The sequence below is a fragment of the Saccharopolyspora hirsuta genome, assembly GCF_008630535.1.
In the GTDB taxonomy this organism is placed as follows: Bacteria; Actinomycetota; Actinomycetes; order Mycobacteriales; family Pseudonocardiaceae; genus Saccharopolyspora; species Saccharopolyspora hirsuta.
This window is the reverse complement of the sequence record NZ_VWPH01000023.1, coordinates 1-22,306: the sequence shown is the minus strand read 5'-3', so window position 1 is coordinate 22,306 and position 22,306 is coordinate 1. Positions and strand designations below refer to the sequence as shown.

Annotated in this window: 21 protein-coding genes; 18 read left to right on the top strand and 3 right to left on the bottom strand. The window is 71.2% G+C overall.

Features of this window, described 5'->3' with window-relative positions:
* Positions 1-31 precede the first annotated feature (31 nt).
* The 15 genes from F1721_RS33600 (at position 32) to F1721_RS33530 (ending at position 17,605) form a co-directional block, all read left to right on the top strand.
* On the top strand, positions 32-1,039 hold the full coding sequence (locus F1721_RS33600; RefSeq protein ID WP_150070889.1) for a LacI family DNA-binding transcriptional regulator: 1,008 nt from the start codon (positions 32-34) through the stop codon (positions 1,037-1,039).
* Between the two features lie 109 nt (positions 1,040-1,148).
* Complete coding sequence (locus tag F1721_RS33595; protein ID WP_246155505.1) at positions 1,149-2,459, top strand: extracellular solute-binding protein; 1,311 nt, start codon at positions 1,149-1,151, stop codon at positions 2,457-2,459.
* Positions 2,456-3,388: a carbohydrate ABC transporter permease gene (locus tag F1721_RS33590; protein ID WP_150070888.1), complete on the top strand. Its 933-nt coding sequence runs from the start codon at positions 2,456-2,458 to the stop codon at positions 3,386-3,388. The genes F1721_RS33595 and F1721_RS33590 overlap by 4 nt, the downstream gene beginning before the upstream one ends.
* Complete coding sequence (locus tag F1721_RS33585; protein WP_150070887.1) at positions 3,381-4,220, top strand: carbohydrate ABC transporter permease; 840 nt, start codon at positions 3,381-3,383, stop codon at positions 4,218-4,220. The genes F1721_RS33590 and F1721_RS33585 overlap by 8 nt, the downstream gene beginning before the upstream one ends.
* A 21-nt stretch (positions 4,221-4,241) precedes the next feature.
* A complete protein-coding gene (locus tag F1721_RS33580; protein ID WP_150070886.1) occupies positions 4,242-6,185 on the top strand; it encodes a cellulase family glycosylhydrolase in 1,944 nt (647 codons plus the stop codon).
* 52 nt (positions 6,186-6,237) lie between these two features.
* The gene (locus F1721_RS33575) at positions 6,238-6,972 is read left to right on the top strand and encodes a dienelactone hydrolase family protein (protein WP_150070885.1); all 735 of its coding nucleotides are present in this window, start codon (positions 6,238-6,240) and stop codon (positions 6,970-6,972) included.
* Between the two features lie 135 nt (positions 6,973-7,107).
* Positions 7,108-8,535 carry an MFS transporter gene (locus F1721_RS33570; RefSeq protein WP_150070884.1) on the top strand — a complete coding sequence of 476 codons (1,428 nt, stop codon included), beginning with the start codon at positions 7,108-7,110 and terminating at the stop codon, positions 8,533-8,535.
* A gap of 14 nt (positions 8,536-8,549) precedes the next feature.
* Positions 8,550-10,073 carry an FGGY family carbohydrate kinase gene (locus F1721_RS33565; protein WP_150070883.1) on the top strand — a complete coding sequence of 508 codons (1,524 nt, stop codon included), beginning with the start codon at positions 8,550-8,552 and terminating at the stop codon, positions 10,071-10,073.
* Positions 10,067-11,740: a glycerol-3-phosphate dehydrogenase/oxidase gene (locus F1721_RS33560; protein WP_150070882.1), complete on the top strand. Its 1,674-nt coding sequence runs from the start codon at positions 10,067-10,069 to the stop codon at positions 11,738-11,740. Before F1721_RS33565 ends, F1721_RS33560 begins: the two co-directional genes overlap by 7 nt.
* Positions 11,737-13,290 (top strand): FAD-binding oxidoreductase, encoded by a 1,554-nt coding sequence (locus F1721_RS33555; protein WP_150070881.1) that lies wholly within the window; start codon positions 11,737-11,739, stop codon positions 13,288-13,290. Before F1721_RS33560 ends, F1721_RS33555 begins: the two co-directional genes overlap by 4 nt.
* A 28-nt stretch (positions 13,291-13,318) precedes the next feature.
* Positions 13,319-13,936 (top strand): glycerol-3-phosphate responsive antiterminator, encoded by a 618-nt coding sequence (locus F1721_RS33550; RefSeq protein ID WP_150070880.1) that lies wholly within the window; start codon positions 13,319-13,321, stop codon positions 13,934-13,936.
* Positions 13,937-13,960: 24 nt separating this feature from the next.
* A complete protein-coding gene (locus tag F1721_RS33545; protein ID WP_150070879.1) occupies positions 13,961-14,263 on the top strand; it encodes a putative quinol monooxygenase in 303 nt (100 codons plus the stop codon).
* A complete protein-coding gene (locus F1721_RS33540; protein ID WP_150070878.1) occupies positions 14,263-15,384 on the top strand; it encodes a zinc-dependent alcohol dehydrogenase family protein in 1,122 nt (373 codons plus the stop codon). The genes F1721_RS33545 and F1721_RS33540 overlap by 1 nt, the downstream gene beginning before the upstream one ends.
* Positions 15,385-15,400: 16 nt before the next feature.
* Positions 15,401-16,354, top strand: a complete 954-nt coding sequence (locus tag F1721_RS33535; protein ID WP_150070877.1) for a pyridoxal-phosphate dependent enzyme — start codon at positions 15,401-15,403, stop codon at positions 16,352-16,354.
* 75 nt (positions 16,355-16,429) lie between these two features.
* Positions 16,430-17,605, top strand: coding sequence for a serine hydrolase domain-containing protein (locus tag F1721_RS33530; protein ID WP_150070876.1), 1,176 nt, complete (start codon positions 16,430-16,432; stop codon positions 17,603-17,605).
* Here the strand turns inward: F1721_RS33530 and F1721_RS33525 are convergent.
* The gene (locus tag F1721_RS33525) at positions 17,578-17,985 is read right to left on the bottom strand and encodes a DUF5313 family protein (protein ID WP_150070875.1); all 408 of its coding nucleotides are present in this window, start codon (positions 17,983-17,985) and stop codon (positions 17,578-17,580) included. The genes F1721_RS33530 and F1721_RS33525 overlap by 28 nt on opposite strands.
* 72 nt (positions 17,986-18,057) lie before the next feature.
* On the opposite strand from F1721_RS33525, the gene F1721_RS33520 reads away from it, so the two are divergent.
* Positions 18,058-18,540: a MarR family winged helix-turn-helix transcriptional regulator gene (locus tag F1721_RS33520; RefSeq protein WP_150070874.1), complete on the top strand. Its 483-nt coding sequence runs from the start codon at positions 18,058-18,060 to the stop codon at positions 18,538-18,540.
* Here F1721_RS33520 and F1721_RS33515 read toward each other — a convergent pair.
* On the bottom strand, positions 18,527-18,733 hold the full coding sequence (locus tag F1721_RS33515) for a hypothetical protein (RefSeq protein ID WP_150070873.1): 207 nt from the start codon (positions 18,731-18,733) through the stop codon (positions 18,527-18,529). The two genes, F1721_RS33520 and F1721_RS33515, sit on opposite strands and share 14 nt — an antisense overlap.
* A 107-nt stretch (positions 18,734-18,840) precedes the next feature.
* On the opposite strand from F1721_RS33515, the gene F1721_RS33510 reads away from it, so the two are divergent.
* Positions 18,841-20,043, top strand: a complete 1,203-nt coding sequence (locus tag F1721_RS33510) for a dipeptidase (RefSeq protein ID WP_150070872.1) — start codon at positions 18,841-18,843, stop codon at positions 20,041-20,043.
* Between the two features lie 98 nt (positions 20,044-20,141).
* Positions 20,142-21,029 (top strand): oxygenase MpaB family protein, encoded by an 888-nt coding sequence (locus F1721_RS33505; RefSeq protein ID WP_150070871.1) that lies wholly within the window; start codon positions 20,142-20,144, stop codon positions 21,027-21,029.
* A gap of 720 nt (positions 21,030-21,749) precedes the next feature.
* Here F1721_RS33505 and F1721_RS33500 read toward each other — a convergent pair.
* The coding region (locus F1721_RS33500; protein ID WP_150070870.1) for an HNH endonuclease signature motif containing protein at positions 21,750-22,306 on the bottom strand (557 nt) is incomplete at its 5' end.

Sequence of the window (22,306 nt, the reverse complement as noted above, 5' to 3'; positions counted from 1 at the left end):
CTGAAAAACGCGGAGAGGCGGGACTGCCGGGGTGAAGCGGCCGACCATCATCGACATCGCCCGCGAGGTCGGCGTTTCCAAGGCCGCCGTCTCCTACGCGCTCAACGGCCGCGGCGGGGTGTCCGCGCGGACCCGCGAGCGCATCCTCGAAGTCGCCGCCGAACTCGGGTGGCGGGCCAGCAGCGCCGCCCGCGCGCTGTCCAGCGACCGGGCGGCCTGCGTGGGCATCGTGCTGGCCCGCTCGCCCGAGGTGCTGCACACCGAACCGTTCTTCATGCAGATGGTCGCGGGGCTGGAGCGGACCCTGTCCGAGCACGGGGTGTCGCTCCAGCTCGCGCTGGCCACCGACACCGCGACGGAACTGGCGACCTACCAGCGGTGGTGGGCCGAGCGGCGGGTGGACGGCGTGGTGGTGACCGACCTGCGGGTGTCGGACCCGCGCCCGCAGCTGCTGCGCGAGCTGGGCACTCCGACGGTCTTCTTCGGCACCGCGGAGCCGATGCCCGGCAGCTCGGTGCTGCGCGTCAACGAGAACGACGTCGCGCGTGCGGCGCTGGCGCACCTGGTCGAGCTGGGCCACCAGCGGATCGGGCACGTGCAGGGGCCGCGCGACCTGCAGCACACCGTGCGCCGCGAGCAGGCGTTGCGCGCCGCAGCCCGGGATTTCGACGTCGTGATCAGCCGTGCGGCCGGTGGCTACACCGAGGAGGGCGGGGTGCGGGCCACCCGGCGGCTGCTCGCCGCCCGCGACCGGCCGACCGCGATCGTCTACGACAACGACGTGATGGCGGTGGCCGTGGTGGCGGGCGCGGACGACCTCGGCATCGGCGTTCCGGCGGACCTGTCGGTGCTGGCGTGGGACGACTCCATGCTCTGCCGCGTGGTGCGGCCAGCGGTCACAGCGTTCGCGCACGGGGTCGCGCAGGACGCCGCGACCGCGGCGCGGATGCTGCTGGAACTGGTCGAAACGGGTGCCGCCGAGGACGGCGAGCTCTCCTCCCGGCACCTCGTCCCGCGGGCCAGCACGGCGGCCCGGTGAAGTTAACGACACGATAACGGCAATTGTCGGCTCTTCTGATTAACCGGTTAAGTCCCTAGCTTGATCGGCGGGTCCAACGACGGGCCCGACAAGCACGAGGAGTCGTTTCGTGGACAAACGCTCGCTCGCGGCGGTGTCGTTGATCGCGACGCTGCTCACCGCCATGCTCACCGGCTGCGCACCACCGGCCGAGGACTCCCACCGCATCACCTACTGGGCCAGCAACCAGGGCAAGAGCTCGGAGCAGGACCTGCGGATCCTCGGCGAGGAACTGGCCAAGTTCACCGAACGCACCGGGATCGAGGTCGACGTCGAGGTCATCGGCTGGTCCGACCTGCTCAACCGGATCCTCGGCGCGGCGACCTCGGGAGTCGCCCCGGACGTGGTCAACCTCGGCAACACCTGGGCCGCCTCGCTGCAGGCGACCGGCGCGTTCGTGCCCTTCGACGACCGGCTGCTGGAGCGCTTCGGCGGCCGGGACCGCTTCCTGGACAGCAGCATGAGCTCCACCGGCATGCCCGGTCAGCCGCCGTCGTCGCTGCCGCTGTACGGGCTGTCCTACGGCCTGTTCTACGACAAGGCCCGGTTCGCCGAAGCGGGCATCGACCCACCGCGCGACTGGCAGGAGTTCCTCGCCGCCGCCAAGCGGCTGACCGACCCGGCGCGCGACCGCTGGGGGCTGACCATCGCCGGGGCCAGCTACACCGAGAACGCGCACTTCGCGTTCATGTTCGGCCGCCAGCAGGGCACCCACCTCATCGACGAGCACGGCAACGCCACCTTCACCTCGCCGGAAGCGGTGGCCGCGGTGCAGCAGTACATCGACCTGATGGGCGCCGAAGGCGTGGTGAGCCCGGACGACGCCGAGGAGGGCAGCTCCTCGGGCGCGGCATCGGACTTCACCAACGGCAAGGCCGCCATGCTCATCGCGCAGAACAGCGTCATCCCGACGCTGCAGGAGAACGGCATGCCCGACGACGCTTACGGCGTGGTGCCGCTGCCGGTGCCGGACCCGCTGCCACCAGGCGGGCGAGCGGTGCGCAGCCACGTCGCCGGGTCGAACGTCGCGGTCTTCGCCGACAGCCCGCGCCGCGAGCAGGCCCTGGAGCTGGTGGAGTTCCTGACCAGCGCCGAGGAGCAGGCGATCCTGAACGACAAGTACGGAACGCTGCCGGTCGTCGAGGACGCCTACGACCACCCGGCCTTCCAGACGCCGAAGAACCAGGTGTTCCGCGAAGTGCTGGCCACCGGGTCGGAGACCGTGCCGATGATCCCCAACGAGGCGCACTTCGAGACCACCGTCGGCGCCGCGATGCGCGACCTGTTCGCCGAGGTCGCCACCGGGCGGCGGGTCGGGGCGGCGGAGGTGCGCGAAGCGCTGTCCGATGCCGAGCAGAAGATGCGGGGGAGCGGCGGATGACGACACCGACGCGCGCCGAACGTCGCAAGTGGACGATCAGCAGGCGGGCGCTGCCGTACCTGCTGCTGGCCCCCGCGCTGTGCTTCGAACTGCTCGTGCACCTGGTGCCGATGCTGGGCGGGCTGTGGATGAGCCTGCTGGAGCTGACCCAGTTCCACATCCGCAACTGGGTCCGGGCGCCGTTCGCCGGGCTGGACAACTACCGGTTCGCCGTCGACTTCAACGGGGCCGTCGGCGCCGAGCTCCTGCACTCCTTCCTGATCACCTGCGCCTTCGCGGTGCTGACCGTCGGGATCTCCTGGGCGCTGGGCATGTTCGCCGCGACGCTGCTGCAGCGGTCCTTCCCAGGCCGCGCCGTGCTCCGCGCGCTGTTCCTGGTGCCCTACGCGCTGCCGGTCTACACCGCCGTGCTGATCTGGAAGTTCATGCTGGACCGCAGCGACGGGATGGTGAACACCGTGCTCGCCGACCTCGGGCTGGGCGGCGGCACGTTCTGGCTGCTGGGCGACAACGCGTTCCTGAGCCTGGTGGTCACCGCGGTGTGGCGGCTGTGGCCGTTCGCGTTCCTGGCGCTGATGGCCGGGATGCAGTCCATCCCCGCCGACGTGCACGAATCGGCCACAGTGGACGGAGTCGGGCCGTGGCAGCAGTTCCGCTCGATCACCCTGCCGATGCTGCGGCCGGTGAACCAGGTGCTCGTGCTGGTGCTGTTCCTGTGGACGTTCAACGACTTCAACGTCGCCTACCTGCTGTTCGACAAGTCCGTTCCGGGCGCGGCGAACCTGCTGTCCATCCACATCTACAGCAACTCGTTCCTCACCTGGAACTTCGGCCTCGGCTCGGCGATGTCCGCGCTGCTGCTGCTGTTCCTGCTGGTGGTCACCGCGGGGTACCTCGCGTTCACGTCCCGGAGGGTGAAGGATGTCTGAGCCGCGCTGGTTCCGCGTCCTGCGGGTGGCGGGGCTGACCGGCCTCGCGCTGTTCGTGCTGGTCCCGCTCTACGTGATGGTCACCTCCGCGGTCAAACCGCTGTCCCGGGTCCAGGACCGGTTCGAGTGGCTGCCCGGCGAGATCACCTTCCAGCCGTTCGTGGACATGTGGTCGACGGTCCCGCTGGCCACCTACTTCCGCAACAGCGTCGTGGTGTCGCTGGGCGCGGCGGCGCTGTCGGTGGCGATCGCGGTCTTCGCCGCCTACGCGATCAGCCGCTACCGGTTCCGCGGGCGGGACACCTTCCGGATCGTCGTGCTGTCCACCCAGATGTTCCCCGGCATCCTGTTCCTGCTGCCGCTGTACCTGATCTACGCCACGATCGGGCAGGTGACCGGGATCGCGCTGCACGGCAGCCAGATCGGGCTGATCATCACCTACCTGACGTTCTCGCTGCCGTTCTCCACCTGGATGCTGGTCGGCTACTTCGACTCCATCCCGCGCGACCTCGACGAGGCCGCGCTGATCGACGGGGCGAGCCCGGTGGGCGCGCTGCTGCGGGTCGTGCTGCCCGCAGCCCGGCCGGGCATCGCCGCCGTGGGCATCTACTCGTTCATGACCGCCTGGGGCGAAACGCTGTTCGCCTCGATCATGACCGACTCGGGGTCGCGCACCCTCGCCGTCGGGCTGCGGGAGTACTCCACCCAGTCCTCGGTGTACTGGAACGAGGTCATGGCCGCCTCGCTGGTGGTCAGCGTCCCGGTGGTGGTCGGCTTCCTGTTCCTGCAGCGCTACCTGGCGCAAGGGCTCACCGCGGGCGCGGTCAAGTGACCGCCCGGGAAAGGGGATTCGATGCGACGCAACTCGGCCAAGCTGCTGGTCGGCGGCCAACCGCAGGTGTGGCTCGGGGCGAACTTCTGGTCCCGCACCGGCGGGCCGCTGATGTGGCGGAACTACTCGCCGGAGGTGGTGCGCGAGGAGCTGCGGGTGCTGTTCGACCACGGACTGCGGCAGACCCGCTCGTTCTTCTACTGGCCGGACTTCATGCCCACCCCGGACACCGTCGACGAGGCGAAGGTCGAGCACTTCGCCGACTTCCTGGACGCGCACCGCGAGATCGGGATGACCTGCATCCCGACCTTCATCGTCGGCCACATGTCCGGCGACAACTGGGACCCGGCCTGGCGCGGCGGCCGCGACCTCTACGCCGACGTGTGGCTGGTGTCCCGGCAGGCGTGGTTCGTGCAGCGCATGACCGAGCGCTTCGCCGCGCACCCGGCGGTGGCCGGTTGGCTGATCAGCAACGAGATGCCGATCTACGGGCGGCTGCGGCACGAGCGCAAGGCGCCGACCGAGCAGGTCAACGCGTGGGCGCAGCTGATGGTGCAGGCGGTGCGCGCCGGGGGCGGGCACCAGCCGGTGTCGCTGGGTGACGGGGCCTGGGGGATCGAGGTCACCGGCACCGACAACGGGTTCTCGGTGCGCGACACCGGCGCCCTGGTGGACTTCGTCGGACCCCACGTGTACCGGATCGACAGCGACCCGGTGCGCCAGCACCTCAACGCGGCGTTCATCTGCGAGCTGTCCGCGGTGGCCGGGAAACCCGTGGTGCTGGAGGAGTTCGGGCTCTCCAGCGACCAGGTCTCGCCGGAGAACGCCGGGCACTACTACCGGCAGACGCTGCACAACTCGCTGCTGGCCGGGGCCACCGGGTGGATCGCCTGGAACAACACCGACTACGACGACCTGATCGAGCAGGGCCCGTACTCGCACCACCCGTTCGAGATGCACTTCGGGATCACCGACCGCGCCGGGAAGCCGAAACCACCGCTGCACGAGCTCGCCGAGTTCGCCCGCATCCTGTCCGAAGTGGACTTCGCCGGGTGCGAGCGGCCCGACGCGCGGGCCGCGCTGGTGGTGACCGAGTACCTGGAGCGGGGCTACCCGTTCAGCCAGGACGACGACCGGCCGCTCATCTTCACCTCGCTGCAGCAGGCGCACGTGGCGGCGCGGGAGGCGGACCTGCCGGTGGGCTTCACCCGGGAGCGCGACGGCATCGACCCCGACTGCTCGCTGTACCTGCTGCCGTGCGTCAAGCAGATCCAGGCCCCCACCTGGCAGCAGCTGCGGGACCGCGTCGCGGACGGGGCGCTGCTGTACCTGTCCTACACCGCGGGCGAGGTGGGGCACCACCGGCAGCCGTGGATCCCGTACTTCGACGAGACCTTCGGGGTGGAGAAGCAGATCACCTACGGCGTGGTCGACGAGGTGGTGGACGAGGTCGTGGAGATGACCTTCGTCGAGGACTTCGGCGACATCACCGCGGGCGAGGTGCTGCGCTTCCGGGTCGGCGGCAACGAGCACAGCCGCGCCTACCTGCCGGTGCGGCCGCGCGGCGCCAAGGTCGTGGCCACCGACGCGCACGGGCGCCCGGCCCTGCTGCGGCACCCGACCGGGAGCGGCGAAGCGGTGCTGTGCACCTACCCGGTCGAGCACTTCGCCGCGCGCAACTCGCGCGTCAACCCGGAGGACACCCACCGCCTCTACTCGGCGCTGGCCCGGATCGCCGGGATCGACCGGCTGATCGCGGTCGACGACCCGCGGGTCTTCGCCGACGCGCTGGTGCACCGGGACGGCCGGGTCTTCGCCTGGCTGGTCAGCCAGCACGACCAGGAGGTCTCGGTCGTCCCGACCGCTCCGGGCCGCTCGGTCCGCGAACTCGGCACGGGGGAGGAGCTCGCGGAGGTGACGCTGCCCGCCTACGGCGTTCGCGTCGTCGAGCTTAAGAGCAGCTGATCGTTGGGGCATGCTGGTCTGGTCGTGATCGCCGACCCGCCGGAGGACCTCCATGCCCACCACCCCGGTCGATCTCACCGCCCGCAGCAGCGCGCTGGGCGGTTCCCGCAAGCTGACCGGCCACCTCGCGACGCCCGCGGGCTCTGGGCCGTGGCCCGGCGTCGTGGTCGTCCACGAGGCCTTCGGGGTGGACGAGGTCATGCTGCGCCAGACCGAGCGCCTGGCCGAAGCGGGCTACCTCGCGCTGCTGCCCGACCTCTACACCAGCGGTGGTGCGCGGCGCTGCCTGGTTCCGACCATGCGCGCCGCGCTCTCCGGTCACGGACGTGCCTACGCGGACCTGGAGGCCGCGCGGGGCGCGCTCGTGGACCGCGACGACTGCACCGGCAAGGTCGGGCTCATCGGGTTCTGCATGGGCGGCGCGTTCGCGCTGGTCGCCGCCGGGCTCGGCAAGTTCGACGCGGCTTCCGCCAACTACGGGCAGCTGCCCAAGGACATCGACCGCGCGCTGGCCGAGGCCTGCCCGGTCGTGGGCAGCTACGGCGGTCGCGACGGGATGCTGAAGGGTGCCGCGGCGAAGCTGGAAGCGGCGCTGGAACGCGCCGGTGTGCCGCACGACGTGAAGGAGTACCCCGAGGCCGGGCACTCCTTCCTCAACGACGCCGAGAACGGTCCGCGCGTGCTCCGGCCGCTGCTGCGGATCACCGGCACCGGACCGCACCCGGAGTCCGCCGCCGACGCGTGGCGGCGCATCGAGGACTTCTTCGCCGAGCACCTGAGCGCTTGACGGGCGGGTTTCGGCGAGGTTAATGTCTCGCCTCAACGACAGGCATAGACGAAGAGCCACTGTCAGCGGTCTTCGTCGTGCCCTCGTCCCGCCGGATCGCTGCCAGCGGCCTTCTCTTCCGAGAGGTGGCGATCCATGGCCTCACCTTCGAACCCGGCAGCGGAGACGATCTCCGGCGTCCCGCACGTGGCCGCGTTGATCAACAAGCTGGAGCGGCTGCCCGGCAAGGCGAACCTGCTGTGGTACCTGATCCTGGGCGGGCTGTTCCTCGACGCCTACTCCAACGCCGCGCTGAGCGCCGGTCTCTCCCCGATGGTCGAGGAGCTCGGCCTCACCGCCACCCAGGTCGGGCTGCTCACCGCGACCGCCCCCGCGATCGCGATCGTGTTCAACCCGATCGGCGGCTGGCTGGCCGCCCGCATCGGCCGGGTCAAACCGCTGCTGCTGGCCAAGATCATCGCGGTGGCGGGCGCCCTGCTGACCGCCTACTCGGGCACCTTCGAAGCGGTGTGGTGCGGCCGGGCGCTGGTGGGCGTCGCCTACGGCATCGACTTCGCGGTCGCGATGGCCATGCTCGCCGAGTACACCCCGACCAAGCTCAAGGGACGCCTCAACCTCTGGCAGTGCGTCTGGTACATCGCCACCACCACGAACCTGGCGCTGACGCTGGTGTTCTTCAAGTTCGGCATCGGCACCGACATCTGGCGCTGGTCGGTCGGCTCGGCCGCGGTGTTCGCCGGTGCGCTGTTCGTCCTCCAGCTGCTGTTCCTGGTGGAGAGCCCCGCGTGGCTGGCCTCCCAGGGCAGGCTCGCCGACGCCGCGAAGTGCCTGCACCGCATCTACGGCTTCAACGTCGTCGCCGGTGACCGGGCCGAGACCCGGGAGGAGCAGCCCGCCATCGGGTTCCGGCACACCGGCGTGCTGTTCCGCAAGCCCTACCTGGCGCGGACCGTGCTGTCCACGATGATCTCGCTGACCCAGTCCATGCAGTACTTCGCCATCGGCTGGTACCTGCCGGTGATCAGCCTGGCGATCTTCGGCGAGCAGTTCGAGAAGGCCACCGTCGGGTCGATGGTGTTCAACGCGGCAGGCATCGTCGGCGGCGCGGCCTCGGCCTACATCGGCCGCCGGATGGGCCTGCGGATGAGCTCCGCGGCCGGTTACGCGATGGCGTTCGTGCTGCTGCTGACGCTGGGGCTCGGCTTCGGCAACCTGCCGACGCTGCTGGCCTTCGCGGTGCCGTTCCTGTTCATCTTCTGCCACTCGGCCGGACCCGGCGCCAACGGCAAGTCCATCGCCGCGCTGTCCTACCGCAGCGACATCCGCACCCTGGGCACCGGGATCACCGGCATGCTCGGCAGCTTCGGCAGCGTGATCGGCCTCTACATCTTCCCGCTGATCAAGGAGTCGCTGGGCCTCGGGCCGACCATCGCGCTGCTGTCCGCGGTGCCGCTGCTGGGCCTGATCACCTGCCTGATCATCAAGTGGGACCCGACGCGCACCAGCATCGACCCCGACGAAGAGGTCATCGACCTCCAGGCGCGCGAGCTCGCGGGTCGCTGAGGGAGGCACGGCACATGCGCGGAACGCAACGGGGCGTCCTGTCCATCGACGAAGGCTCCACCGGCACCCGAGCAGCGGTGGTCACCGCCGACGCGGCCAGCGGCCCGTCCTTCTACCAGCCGATCACGGTGCTGCACCCCGATCCGCTGCGCGTCGAGCAGGACGCCGACGAGCTGTGGCGGCGAACCCTGGACGTGGCGCAGCAGGCGGTGCGGTGGGCGGGCGACAACGCGATCGAGATCGTCGGTGTCGCCCTGTGCACCCAGCGGGCCACCGCGGTGCTGTGGGACCGGGAGACCGGTCGTCCGCTGGCCCCCGCCGTGGTGTGGCAGGACCGCCGCTACGCGGCGGAACTCGACCAGCTGGCCGCCGAGTGGGACCCGGTCCTGCTGGCCCGCACCGGCCGACCGGTCGGCACCCGCTCGCCGTTCTACTGGGCGGCGCGGCAGATCGAGCAGAACCCGCAGGTGGCCGCCGCCGCAGCGGCCGGGCGGCTGCTGTTCGGCCCGATCGACACCTGGCTGAGCTGGAACCTCAACGGCGGCACCCGGCACGGCGTCGCCACCTCCAACGCCGCCGCGCTCGGCGGGTACCTGCTGCGCGAGCACCGCTGGGACGCCGAATGGCTCGCCGCGGTCGGCTTCCCGGCCGAGCTGGCCCCGCCGGTGGTCGACGACGACGGCGACTTCGGCCGGACCGACCCCGGCGTGCTGGGCCTGCGGGTGCCCATCGCGGCGGCGATGGGGGACCAGCACGCATCGCTGATCGCGCTGGGCGCGCTCGAAACCGGACAGGGCATGTGCGTGCACGGGACCGGCACCTTCGTCGGCGCGCTGACCGGCGACGAGCCCGCCGACGCGGCCACTGCCGCGGCCGGGGTGCTCGCGCTGCCCGGCTGGCGCTCCGGCGGGCGCACCCGCTTCAGCCTGGAGGCCTACACCTCCACGACCGGATCTGCGCTGCGCTGGCTGGTCGAGGACCTGCAGCTGTTCGACTCCGCAGAGCAGGTCAGCGAACTCGCCGACAAGCACCCGCGAGAACGCGAAACCTGGTTCGTGCCAACGCTGGCCGGGCTCCGCACCCCCGTCGCGGTGCCCGGCGCCCGGGCCAGCCTGACCGGGCTGAGCCTCGCCACCACCCGCGCCGGGATCGCCCGCGCCGTCCTCGAAGGCATCGCGCACTCGGTGTGCGACACCGTCGACGGGGTGCGCGCGGCGATGCCGTCCGAGCGGGAACTGACCCGCTTGCGCGTCGGCGGCGGGCTCGCGGCCAGCGACGCGCTGCTGCAGAGCCAGGCCGACCTGTCCGGCGTCGCCATCGAACGGGCCGCGGACTCGGCCACCGCGAGCCTGCGCGGCGTCGCCTACCTCGCCGGGGTCCGCCTCGGACTGTGGGACTCGCTCGACGAGGCCCTCCACGCACTCCCGGCCGGTCGTGCTTTCGAGCCCGCGATCGGCGAGGGCGAACGGCAGGAGCTGCGCGCGCAATGGGGACGCGTGCTCCGGAAGTCACTGCCAGAAGAAGGAACAACATGCTGAAACTCCCCGGTCGGCGGCCGAACTCGGCCGCGGCCAAGGCAACCCCCGGTGCGCCGGTGACCCTGGACCGGCGGCGGGCGCTGCGGCGGCTCGGCGACACCGAGTTCGACGTCCTGGTGATCGGCGGCGGCATCACCGGCGCCTACACCGCGCTGGACGCGGTCTCCCGCGGCCTGTCCGTGGCGCTGGTGGAACGCGACGACTTCGCCTCCGGCACGTCGTCGAAGTCGTCGAAGATGGTGCACGGCGGCCTGCGCTACATCGAGCAGGGCAACGTCAACCTGGTCCGGCACTCGCTGCTGGAGCGCCACCGGTTCCGCCGCAACGCCCCGCACCTGGTGCAGCGGCTGCCGTTCCTGTTCCCGATCCTGGAGCAGGAAGGCGTTTTCGACGCCCGCATCGCCAAGGCCTTCGAAGGTCTGCTGTGGACCTACGACCTGGTGGGCGGCTGGCGCATCGGCCGGCTGCACCAGCGGCTGACCCCCAACGAGGTGCTCTCGCACGCTCCGACGCTGCGCGCCGACCACCTCAAGGGCGGCTTCATGTACTACGACAGCCGCGCCGACGACGCCCGCCTGACCCTCACCGTGGTGCGCACCGCCGCCCACCTCGGCGCGGTCGTCGCCAACGGCGCCAAGGTCGAACGGCTGCTCAAGAGCGGCGGCCGGGTGCGCGGCGCGGAAGTCCACGCCGACGGCGAGCAGATCGACGTGCGCGCCCGCGTCGTGGTGAACGCGACCGGCGTGTGGACCGACGGCATCGACGCGCTCGCCGACGACGCGCACCGGCCCCAGGTCCGCCCGGCCAAGGGCGTGCACATCGTGGTGCCGTGGTCGAAGATCCGCAACGACTGCACCGTCACCGTGCCGATCCCCGGCCGCGCCCGCCGCGCCACCTGCACCCGCTGGGGCGACGTGGTCGTGCTCGGCACCACCGACACCGACTACACCGGCTCCATCGACGACGTGCACTGCACCCGCGAGGAGATGCAGTTCCTGCTCGACGGCGCCAACGTCGCCTTCGACGTCGAACTCGGCCCCGACGACGTGCTCGGCAGCTACGGCGGCCTGCGGCCGCTGGTCGGCGGCAAGGAGGGCGCGACCCTCGACATGCGCCGCGACCACCACATCGAGGTCGGCACCGGCGGCATGGTCACCGTCACCGGCGGCAAGCTCACCACCAGCCGCCACATGGGCGAACTCGTCGTGGACAAGGTCGCCGGGCTGCTCGGCCGCAAGACCCGCAGCCGCACCACCAAGCTCCCGCTGCTGGGCGGCGCGGGCTACGACGCCGAAGCCGTCAGCGCCTCCGGCGGCACCGCCGCCCACCTCGGCGGCCGCTACGGGACCGAAGCCCGGTTCGTCAGCGCGCTCATCGACGAGAACCCCGAGCTCGGCGAACCGCTGCTGCCCGGACAACCGCACCTGAAGGCCGAAGTCGTCTACGCGGCCCGCTGCGAGATGGCGCGCTCGGTCGACGACGTGCTCTCCCGCCGCACCCGCCTGCGCCTGTTCGCCCGCGACGCCTCCGCCGCTGCCGCCCCCGTCGTCGGCGAGCTGCTCGGCGCCGAACTCGGCCTCGACGAGGCGCAGATCGCCGAGCAGGTGCGCAGCTACCAGAACGAAATCGCCCGCGAGAAGTCGATCCTGTTGGGAGACCAGGCATGATCAGCCGCCAGACCATCACCCACCCCTTCAACCGCGGCAACTACGTCGTCGGGGCCCCGACCCCGCCCCGCTACGCGGCGCGCACCGAGATCGGCCAGGGCCCGGCGTCGCTGCAGACCAAGGCGGTGGAGGTGCCGGCGGCCGTCCTCGCCGAACTGCGCGCCACCGCCGACGCCGTGCACACCGACCACGACGAGGTGGTGCTGCGCACCCGCGACTGGTGGGCGGGCTCGATGATCGGCGAGACCGCCGACCGCCCGGCCACCCCGGACGCGGTGATCGTCGAGGTCAGCACCGTCGAGCAGGTCCAGGCGGTGGCCAAGCTCTGCCACGACAACACGATCCCGCTGACCGTCTCGGCCGGGCGCAGCAACGTCACCGGCGCCGCGCTGCCGGTGTTCGGCGGCGTCGTGCTCGACGTGTGCGGGCTGACCGGCATCACCTCCTTCGACGCCGAATCGCAGGTCGTCGAGGTGCGGGCGGGCATGTTCGGCGACCTCTTCGAGAAGGAGCTGCAGGAGACCCACGGCGCCACCACCGGGCACTGGCCGTCGGCGTTCGCCATCTCCACCGTCGGCGGCTGGGTCGCCTGCCGCGGCGCCGGGCAGCTGTCCACCCGCTACGGCAAGATCGAGGACATGGTCGTCGGCCTCGACGTGGTCCTCGCCGACGGCACCCTGGCCACCTTCGGCGACTACCCGCGCGCGGCCACCGGCCCGGACCTGCGGCAGCTGTTCGTCGGCTCGGAGGGCACGCTCGGCATCATCACCTCGGTGCGGCTGCGCACCCACCGGCTCCCCGAGCACGCCGAGGCCATCGCCTACGGCTTCGCGACCTTCGCCGACGGGCTGGAGGCCTGCCGCCAGATCATGCAGCGCGGCGGCACCCCGGCCGTCCTGCGGCTCTACGACCAGCTGGAGAGCGGCACCCACTTCGGCCACCCGGACACCAACCTGCTGCTCATCGCCGACGAGGGCGACCCGCTCGTGGTGCGGGCGAGCATGGCGGTCAGCGCCGAGGTGTGCGCGGCCACCGGCACCGAGCTCGACGGCCAGGCGATCTTCGACCGCTGGCTGGACGAGCGGATGCTGGTCGGCAAGTCCTCCGACGGGTTCACCCCCGGCCCCGGGTTCGTAGCCGACACCCTGGAAATGGCCGGGCCGTGGGCGAAGCTGCCCGCCATCTACGACGACGTGTGCGCCGCGATCAACAGCGTTCCCGGCACCCTGGCCGCCTCCGCGCACCAGTCGCACGCCTACACCGACGGCGCGTGCCTGTACTTCTCGCTGCGCGGCGACGTCGAGCCCGAGCAGCGGCGCGAGTGGTACCGGGCGGCGTGGGACGCGGCCAACCAGGTGCTGATCCGCCACGGCGCGGCGCTGAGCCACCACCACGGCTCCGGCCTGCTGCGCGGCCCGTACCTGGCCGACTCGCTGGGCACCGGCTTCGGGGTGTTCGAGACCGTCAAGAACGCGCTCGACCCGCGCGGGGTGCTCAACCCCGGCAAGCTCGGCCTGCCCAGCCCGTTCGGGACCGGCCCGCTGGACTGAGCGGACCGACGAGGTAGAAGTTCCTGTCATGAGCGAACGCGCCACACCCCAGCCCCGACCGGTCAAGCCGCAGCTGGCCGCGGCTTTCCAGGACGTCCCGGTCTGCGCGTCCGTGGTGGGCGCGGCTCGGGTCAAGGACTTCGCCTCGGCGACGTCGCAGGTCTGCGTCCTGGCGTCGATCCCGGTGGGCGAGCTGGCGAACGCGGTGCGCGTCCTGGTGCACCTCGGCAAGACCGTGTTCGTCAACATCGACGCGTGCCCCGGTCTGGCGCAGGACCGGGGCGCCATCGACTTCCTCACCGGGATCGGCGCGCAGGGCGTGGTCAGCACCCGGGCCGCCCTCATCGACCGGGCCCGGGCGCTGGACATGCTGACCATGCAGAAGGTGTTCGTCACCGACCGGTCCAACCTCAACCGGAGCCTGGAGGGCGTCGGGCGCAGCAGCCCCGACCTGGTCGAGGTGATGCCCGCGCCGATCATCCCGTGGATGCCGGACGAGGCGCGCCGGGTGCTCTCGCCGTTCGTGGCGGCGGGTTTCGTGATGGACGCCGCCGGTGTCGCGCACTCGCTGGCGATGGGCGCGGTGGCGGCGGCCACCTCCGACCCCGCACTCTGGTCCCTGCGCCGGGACCAGCTGCGGGGCTGAACAGCCGACAGAGTTGGGAGAACCATGAGTTTCGTCGTCGTGGCCCGCTACCTCGTCCGACCGGGCGAGCGGGACCGAGTGCTGGACCTGCTCGCCCCGATGGCGGCGGCGTCGCGGGCCGAGCCCGGCTGCCGCCGCTACGACGTGCACACCGGCGTCGAGGACGACGTGGTGGTGCTCGTCGAGGAGTACGACGGCGAAGCCGACTTCACCGCGCACTGCGAGTCCGAGCACTTCCAGCGGATCGTGCTCGGCCAGGTGGTGCCGCTGCTGGCCGACCGGCAGGTCACCCGCTGCACGCGCGTTGAAACCGGGGTGGAGGCGTGATGCGGGTCCGCGCAGCCGTCCTGCGGGAGTCCGGTGGGCCGGAGCCCTACGCCGACTCGCGCCCCATCGAGGTCACCGAGCTGCACCTCGACCCGCCCGGCCCCGGCGAACTGCTGGTGCGGGTCCGCGCCGCCGGGCTGTGCCACTCGGACCTGTCCGTGATCAACGGATCGCGACCGCGCCCGCTGCCGATGGCCCTCGGCCACGAGGCCGCCGGCGAGGTGGTGGAAGCCGGGGAGGGCACCGGGTTCGAGACCGGCGACCACGTGGTGCTCGCCTTCGTGCCGTCCTGCGGCGACTGCGAGCGGTGCGTGGCCGGGCGCCCGGCCCTGTGCGGTCCGGGGGCGGTGGCCAACGGCAAGGGCACCCTGCTCGGCGGTGGCATGCGGTTCCGCGCCGACGACGGCACGCGGCCCTACCACCACCTCGGGGTGTCCGCGTTCGCCGAGCACATCGTGGTGTCGGCCCGCTCGGCGGTGAAGGTCGACCCCGAGATCCCCTTCGAGATCGCCGCGCTGTTCGGCTGCGCGGTCCTCACCGGCGCTGGTGCCGCCCGCTACTCCGCCCAGGTCCAGCCCGGCGAGAGCGTCGCGGTGCTCGGTCTCGGCGGCGTCGGGCTGGCCGCGCTGCTCATGGCCAAGGCCGCCGGGGCGTCCACCGTGGTCGCCGTCGACGTCGTGCCGCACAAGCTGGAGCTGGCCACCCAGCTGGGCGCGACGCACGCCGTGGCGGGCGGAACCGGTGCCGTCGAGCAGATCCGCGAGCTCACCGGCGGGGGAGCGGAGAAGGTCATCGACACCACCGGCGTCGCCCCGGTGCTGCGGCAGGCCTACGACGCGACCCGCAGCGGCGGCACGACCGTCAGCGTCGGGCTGCCCGACCCGCAGGCCCAGCTCACCCTGCCCGCGCTGAGCCTGGTCGCCGAGGAGCGGACGCTGCGCGGCAGCTACCTGGGCTCGTGCGTGCCGCGCCGCGACGTGCCCCGGTTCATCGAGATGTACCGCTCCGGTGCGCTCCCGGTGGACCGGCTACTGTCGCACCGCATCGAGCTGGACGAGATCAACGAGGGCTTCGACCGGTTGCACGAGGGCACCGCCGTCCGCCAGGTCGTGGTCCTCTGAGGCGGAGGCGAGCGGGTTGATCGGCATCACCGACATCGAGGCGACGGCGGAGCGCATCGCCGAACACGTCCTGCGCACCCCGACGATCCCCAGCCCCGGGCTGGGCGACCTCCTCGGCGTCCCGGTCACCGCGAAGCTCGAACTGCTCCAGCGCACCGGCTCGTTCAAGGTCCGCGGGGCGGCCGCGAAACTGCTGTCGCTCGGCGAGGCCGAACGCGCGGCCGGGGTCGTCGCGGTCAGCGGCGGCAACCACGGCATCGCGCTGGCGGTCATGGCCGGGGCGCTGGGCGTCAAGGCGACTGTGGTGATGCCGCGCTCGGCCCCCGCCCGCGCCGTCGCGATCGCCGAGTCGGCTGGCGCCGAGGTCCGGCTCACCGGCCACATGGCCGCGGCGTTCGAGCTGATGACCGACCTGCAGGCCGACGGCCTGACGCTGGTCCACCCGTTCGCCGATCCGACCGTCATCGCCGGGCAGGGCACGGTCGGCCTGGAGTTCGCCGAGGACGCCGGGCCCGTCACCGACGTGCTGGTCAGCATCGGCGGTGGCGGCCTGATCTCCGGGGTCGCCGCCGCGCTGCGGGCCCGCCGCCCCGAGGTGCGGATCTGGGGTGTGGAGACCGCCGGTGCGCACGCCATGTCGGCAGCGCTGGCGGCCGGTGGACCGACCGAGGTCGAGCTGTCGTCCATCGTGTCCACGCTCAGCGCCCCGCAGGTCGCGCCGATCACCTACGAGCACGTGTCGGCGCTGGTCGACGACGTGATCGTGGTCTCCGACGCGGAGGCGGTCCAGGGCGTGCTGGACCTGGCGGAGCACGCCAAGGTCTGGGCCGAGCCCGCCGAGGGATGCCTGCTCCCCGCCGCCCGACGCGTGCTGGAGCGGGTCGGCGACGCCGAGCTCGGGCTCCTGATCTGCGGCGGCAACGCCACCATCGCCGACGTGACCGCCTGGACCCGGCGCTTCGGGCTGTGACCCCGGGGAGGGAATACTCGGGCGGGGGTCGCGACTTGATCCCGGAGCAAGATCGTGGCGAGCCGAGGAGCGCTGATGTCGACCGAAACCACCCCGCGGGGAACCGTCGCGGCGGGCTACGAGCCGGTGCGGGAGGAGTTCGCCGCCGTCGCCGCCGCCGAGGGCGGTGACTACGCCGCCCAGCTGGTCGCCCACGTGGGCGGGCAGCGCGTGGTGGACCTCTGGGTCGGGCCGGACTTCACCGGCTCCACGCTGACCGGGGTGTTCTCCTCGACCAAGGGCGCCGCGCACCTGGTCGTGGCCCTGCTCGTGCAGGACGGCGTCCTCGAGCTGGACCAGAAGGTCAGCCACTACTGGCCGGAGTTCGCCGCCGAGGGCAAGCAGGACATCACGCTGCGCGATCTGCTCGCCCACCGCGCCGGGGTGATCGGCGCGGACGCCGGGTTCGCGCTGGAGGAGCTCGCCGACGACCGCGTGATCGCCGAGCGGCTCGCCGGGCAGCGCCCGTACTGGCGGCCGGGCACCGCGTTCGGCTACCACGCGCTGGTCATCGGGGCGCTCACCGGCGAGGTCGTCCGCCGCGCCACCGGGCAGACCCTGCACGAGGTGTTCGAAACCCGCATCCGGGCGCCCTACGACCTGGACTTCTACCTGGGGCTCCCCGAGGAGCACGAGAGCCGGTTCCGGACCACGCTGCCGATGCTGCCGACCCCGGAGCAGCAGGCGCAGCTGGAGGCCGCGGCGTACGGCCCGGACAGCCTGCCCGGCATCGCCTTCAACCGGAACCACCCGGAGGCGGTCGAGCTCTCGGAGCTGCCCAACCACCGCATCGTGCGGGCCAAGGGCCCGGCCTCCGTCGGTGGTGTCGCCTCCGCCCGCGGCTTGGCGGGCATGTACGCGGCGGCCATCAGCGAGGTCGACGGCCGCGCCCCGCTGCTCAAGCCGGACACGGCGGCGGCCTTCGCGCAGCTGCACTCGGTCGGCTACGACATCGTGGCCCGGGCGCACAAGGCGTTCGGCCTCGGGTTCTCGGCGACCGTCGACACCTACCCCGTCCTGGGGCAGGGCTCGTTCGGGCACAGCGGCGCCGCCGGTTCCCAGGCGTTCGCCGACCCGCGCAGCGGCCTCGCCTACGGCTACACCCGCCGCCGCTTCGCGTTCCCCGGCGGCGCTGCCCCGGAGAACGCGCGCCTGATCCGCGCGGTGCACGCCGCAGCGGTCGCTCAGGCGTCCTCGGGAGCGTTGCGGTAGATCTGGTCGTAGCGGGATGCCCGGGCGGCGCGCACCTCCGCCTTGGCCTCCTCCCGCGCGGCCTTCCCCGTGCCGATCGGATAGCCGTGCTTGTAGAGCCGGTACTCGGTGGTGTGCTCCATGTAGGACATCGAGTACCAGACGCCGAGGATGTAGCCGCCGAGCACCGCCATGCCGCGGATCCACAGCGGCCCGGGCAGCAGCAGGAACAGCAGGCCCGGGGAGAGCTGCACCAGGGTGCGGCTGACGTGCCGCAGCATCCACGTCCGGCAGGTGATGTCGTGCAGCACCCACTCGCGGTACCGCTCGGGGAGTCGGCCGCCCAGCGCGTACCAGATCCACTGCAGCGGGTTGGGGCGCGGTGGTTTGGTGCCGGTCACAGCATCCTCCCTCGCAGTTGGTTAGTACGCTAATTATTAACGCATGATGGATCGAGGCGGAAGGTGGCCCTGATGAAGCCGATCGACCTGGGGGAGGATCCGCTCGCCCTCGACCGCCAGGTGTGCTTCGCCCTGTCGGTGGCGTCGCGCAACGTCATCGCCCTCTACCGGCCGCTGCTCGCGCCGATGGGGCTGACCCACCCCCAGTACCTGGTGATGCTCGCGCTGTGGGAGCGCTCCCCGCGGTCGGTGAAGGACCTGTGCGAGGCGCTGCACGCCGAGGCGGCGACGCTGTCCCCGCTGCTCAAGCGGCTGGAGGCGGTCGGCTACGTGGTGCGGCAGCGCAGCCGCAGCGACGAGCGCCAGCTGGCCGTGGACCTGACCGACGCGGGGCGGGAGCTGCGCTCGGAGGCGGAGAAGATCCCCTACCGGGTGGTCGAGCTGCTGGGCATGGACCTGGCCGACCTGGAGCGGCTGAACGCCGCGCTCGGCCAGGTGATCTCGGCCACCGCGAAGGCCCTGGACGGTCCGGGCGCCGGGATCACGTCCAGCTGACCGGGTCGGATTCCCGCGGACCGGACAGGCGGGCGATGTGCTCGTCGATCAGCTCGTCCAGTTCGGCCAGGCGCGCGCGCAACGCCTCGGCGCCCCGTCGGGAGGCGCCCGGCAGCTGAGCCGCCAGGTGGCCGTACTCGGCGAGCACGCTGGGCAGGTCGTTGCCGACCTGCTGCCTGGGGATTTCGTCCATTCTCCGATGGTGCGGCCGGTGGCGGGATTCGTCGATTCGATCTCGGTGCTCCGGGCGTGCCCGGATATCCTTCACCCGGTGTTGATCTCGCGGATTGGGGTGTTCTGATGACCGACGCGGCCGCAGTGGAGCGGGCCCGTGCGCTGCTCGCCGAGAACCCGGTGCTCGACGGGCACAACGACCTGCCGTGGGCGCTGCGCGAGAAGGTCGGCTACGACCTGGAGCGGTGCGACATCGCCCAGGACCAGTCCGCTCGGCTGCACACCGACCTGGCCCGGCTGCGCGCCGGTGGGGTCGGCGGCCAGTTCTGGTCGGTGTACGTCAAGGCCGAGTACCAGGGGGACAAGGCGGTCAGCGCCACCCTGGAGCAGGTCGACTGCGTGCACAACCTGATCGCGCGCTACCCGGACGAGCTGCAGCTCGCACGCACCGCCGACGAGGTGGAGGCGGCCCGGGCCAGCGGCCGGATCGCCTCGTTGCTGGGAGCGGAGGGCGGCCACTCGATCAACTGCTCGCTGGCGACCTTGCGCGGGCTGTACCAGCTGGGTGTCCGGTACATGACGCTCACCCACAACGACAACGTGCCGTGGGCCGACTCGGCGACTGATGAGCCGGCCGCGAACGGTCTGACCGCTTTCGGGGTCGAGGTGGTGCGCGAGATGAACCGGATGGGCATGCTGGTGGACCTCTCGCACGTCGCCCCGAGCACGATGCGCGACGCCCTGCGCGCCACCCGCGCCCCGGTGATCTTCTCCCACTCGTCGTCGCGGGCGATCTGCGACCATCCGCGCAACATCCCGGACGACGTGCTGGCGGCGCTGCCCGCCAACGGTGGGGTGGCGATGGCGACCTTCGTGCCGAAGTTCGTCCTGCAGGAGGCGGTCGAGTGGACGAAGGCGGCGGAGGAGGCCCTCCGCGAGCGCGGCCTCGACCCGCTGGGCACCTCGCCGGAGGCGAAGGCGGTGCTGCAGGCCTACGAGAAGGCCAATCCGAAGCCGACCGCCACGGTGGCCACGGTGGCGGACCACCTGGACCACATGCGCGAGGTGGCGGGTGTGGACCACATCGGCATCGGCGGTGACTACGACGGCGTCGCCTTCACCCCGGAGGGCTTGGAGGACGTCGCGAGCTACCCGAACCTGATCGCGGAGCTGCTCGACCGGGGCTGGTCGGAGACCGACCTGGCGAAGCTGACCTGGCACAACGCGGTCCGCGTGCTCAAGGACGCGGAGGCGGTGGCCCGGGACCTGCAGCGAACCGAGAGCCCGTCGATCGCGACGATCGAACAGCTCGACGGCGCTGCGCAGTAGCTTGTTGGTCGGCTGGTGGGACATGTGTTGACCGCTTGTCCCGCCGGTCGATACTTTCGGTGAACCCCGAGACCCGCCCGAGACGAGGTGCGCGCACGATGAGGCGTTTCGACCGCCTGGAGCGGATTCTCAACCTCGACGCGGATCGGGACTGCGAGGAGATCTACCGGCTGCTCTCCGAGTACGAGTTCCCCTGGGACATCACCAAGGCCCTGGAGTTCGCGCTGTTCCGCACCTACGCGGTGCCGAGCATCGGTCGGCTGCTGGACCGCACCGGTGAGTTCACCCGGTGCCCGCAGAAGCGCTACGACGACACGCTGATGATCTTGTACGAGATCTTCCACTGGGGCACCGAGAGCGACCGGGGTCGGGAGGCGCTGGAGCAGCTCAACGCCATCCACGGCCGGTACCGGATCAGCAACGACGACTACCTCTACACCCTGTCGACGTTCGTGGTGACCCCGGTGCGCTGGATCGAGCAGTTCGGCTGGCGGCGGCTGCACCCGCACGAGATCACAGCGCTGACCAACACCATGCGCCGCATGGGCGAGGGGATGAAGATCACCGGGATTCCCGAGACCTACGACGAGTTCGCTCGTTTCTTCGACGACTACGAACGCGAGCGCTTCGGTTTCGATGCCGGTGGCCGTCGCGTTGCCGATGCCACTTTGGAGTTGTTCGGCAGCTGGTATCCATCGATGTTGTCGCCAGCCGTGGTTCGGGCTGCTCGGTTCTTGATGGATCCCCACCTGTTGACCGCCTTCGGGTTCCCGCAGGTTTCCCGGTTCGGGCGGAGGGCTGCTGAATTCGGTCTCAAGCTGCGGGCTCAGCTGATTCGGGTTGGGCCCGTTCGGTCGGATTCGCGGCCTGCTGTGCCGGATCCGTTGACCTATCCGGGTGGTTACCTGATCTCTGAGCTTGGGCCTGAGTCCTTTCACCGGTATCAAACTCGGCGGCAGGCTCTGAGCTGTCCTGTCGCTACCTGAGTTGCGGCGCTTCTGCTCGGGGTTTTCTTTGCTCGGCCGTCCGTTGTTGGTCGGTTTTGTGTTTCCGCTGTTGAGTTTTCAAGGTGCTTGACGCTGTTGTCGGTTGTGTCCTTGGGTGGGGTCATCCCCGTGTTTGGTGGGATTGTGGGGGCTGTGGTCCGGATGTCAAGCCCGGCCTGGCGGCCGCCCCTGCGGGGTTTCAGGCTTGACATCCGGCCCACAGCCCCGGTTTTGGCTTGATGTCACGGGGATGACCCGGTGTGGGACGGACCCCGGTGTGGTGAGGCTGCGTGGCGGTTGGCGGGGTGGCCGGGACTGTGTGGGTGTTGTGTCGTGCGGTGTTCGGTGTCATCGGTGGGTTCCTTTGTGGGTTGGTGTGGGGTTGCGGGGTTTCTGTCATGTGGTGGTGGGCTGCTGGGGTGTTGGTGGTGGATAGGGGTCGCCTGGCGGCGTGGGGTTGATTTCTGTTGTCCGGGTCTGGTGGGTAGGTGCTGGTTGGTTGTGGTGACTGGTTGTTGTGTGGTTGTGGCGGGGGCGTTGTTGTTTCGTGGTGGCGGGATTTGTTGTCGTTTGGTCGTGGGCGGTGGGGTGGTGGGTGCCTGTAGGTGAGGTCGTGTCTGGGGGGTGTGGGTTTTCTGTTGGGGTGTTGGGGGTTTTGGCGAGCAGTCCTGGTGGCGTGGTGTGGGCAGGGTGGGGTGTCCCACCCGGTGTCGGGTGGGGTCATGGGGTGTCCTCCGGTGGGCGTGGTATGGAGATGCGCCGGTGGAGGGCGTGTTGGTGTGCGGCGGGTTGTGCAATGCCGCCGGGTCGGGGTGTGCGTGTGGGGTCGACTTGTTTGGGTGGGGTGAATTGTGGTCTGCCGTGGTGCAGGGTGATGTGCCAGTGTTGGTTGTGGATGGTGCGGTGGTGGTGGGCGCAGAGCATGACCATGTTGTGCAGTGCGGTGGGGCCGCCGTCGACCCAGTGCTGGATGTGGTGTGCCTGCGGGGTTCCCGGCGGGTGATCGCAGCCGGGGAACGCGCACGCGCCGTCGCGGGCCAGCAGTGCTGCCCGAAGGTAGGCCGGGGCGGTGCGCTGGCTGGCACCCACATCCAGGGGGAGGCTGTCGCCGCCCAGCACGATGGGGAGCACGTCGCAGTCGCAGGCGATACGGCGAATGGTCTGCGGGCTGAGGTACTGGCCGGTGCCGTCCAGCATGCCCGCACCACCGGGGGCGGTGGTGTGGGCGGCTTGAACCTGCTGCTGGAGGTCGTTGTAGTCGATGGTGACCGTGAGGT

What these genes read in the sequence shown, in the direction of transcription:
- F1721_RS33590 (WP_150070888.1), top strand. Translation starts at nt 2,456, where the DNA reads ATGACGACACCGACGCGCGCCGAACGTCGCAAGTGGACGATCAGCAGG.
- F1721_RS33585 (WP_150070887.1), top strand. Translation starts at nt 3,381, where the DNA reads ATGTCTGAGCCGCGCTGGTTCCGCGTCCTGCGGGTGGCGGGGCTGACC.
- F1721_RS33580 (WP_150070886.1), top strand. Translation starts at nt 4,242, where the DNA reads ATGCGACGCAACTCGGCCAAGCTGCTGGTCGGCGGCCAACCGCAGGTG.
- F1721_RS33575 (WP_150070885.1), top strand. Translation starts at nt 6,238, where the DNA reads ATGCCCACCACCCCGGTCGATCTCACCGCCCGCAGCAGCGCGCTGGGC.
- F1721_RS33570 (WP_150070884.1), top strand. Translation starts at nt 7,108, where the DNA reads ATGGCCTCACCTTCGAACCCGGCAGCGGAGACGATCTCCGGCGTCCCG.
- F1721_RS33565 (WP_150070883.1), top strand. Translation starts at nt 8,550, where the DNA reads ATGCGCGGAACGCAACGGGGCGTCCTGTCCATCGACGAAGGCTCCACC.
- F1721_RS33560 (WP_150070882.1), top strand. Translation starts at nt 10,067, where the DNA reads ATGCTGAAACTCCCCGGTCGGCGGCCGAACTCGGCCGCGGCCAAGGCA.
- F1721_RS33555 (WP_150070881.1), top strand. Translation starts at nt 11,737, where the DNA reads ATGATCAGCCGCCAGACCATCACCCACCCCTTCAACCGCGGCAACTAC.
- F1721_RS33550 (WP_150070880.1), top strand. Translation starts at nt 13,319, where the DNA reads ATGAGCGAACGCGCCACACCCCAGCCCCGACCGGTCAAGCCGCAGCTG.
- F1721_RS33545 (WP_150070879.1), top strand. Translation starts at nt 13,961, where the DNA reads ATGAGTTTCGTCGTCGTGGCCCGCTACCTCGTCCGACCGGGCGAGCGG.
- F1721_RS33540 (WP_150070878.1), top strand. Translation starts at nt 14,263, where the DNA reads ATGCGGGTCCGCGCAGCCGTCCTGCGGGAGTCCGGTGGGCCGGAGCCC.
- F1721_RS33530 (WP_150070876.1), top strand. Translation starts at nt 16,430, where the DNA reads ATGTCGACCGAAACCACCCCGCGGGGAACCGTCGCGGCGGGCTACGAG.
- F1721_RS33520 (WP_150070874.1), top strand. Translation starts at nt 18,058, where the DNA reads ATGAAGCCGATCGACCTGGGGGAGGATCCGCTCGCCCTCGACCGCCAG.
- F1721_RS33515 (WP_150070873.1), bottom strand. Translation starts at nt 18,733, where the DNA reads ATGGACGAAATCCCCAGGCAGCAGGTCGGCAACGACCTGCCCAGCGTG.
- F1721_RS33510 (WP_150070872.1), top strand. Translation starts at nt 18,841, where the DNA reads ATGACCGACGCGGCCGCAGTGGAGCGGGCCCGTGCGCTGCTCGCCGAG.
- F1721_RS33505 (WP_150070871.1), top strand. Translation starts at nt 20,142, where the DNA reads ATGAGGCGTTTCGACCGCCTGGAGCGGATTCTCAACCTCGACGCGGAT.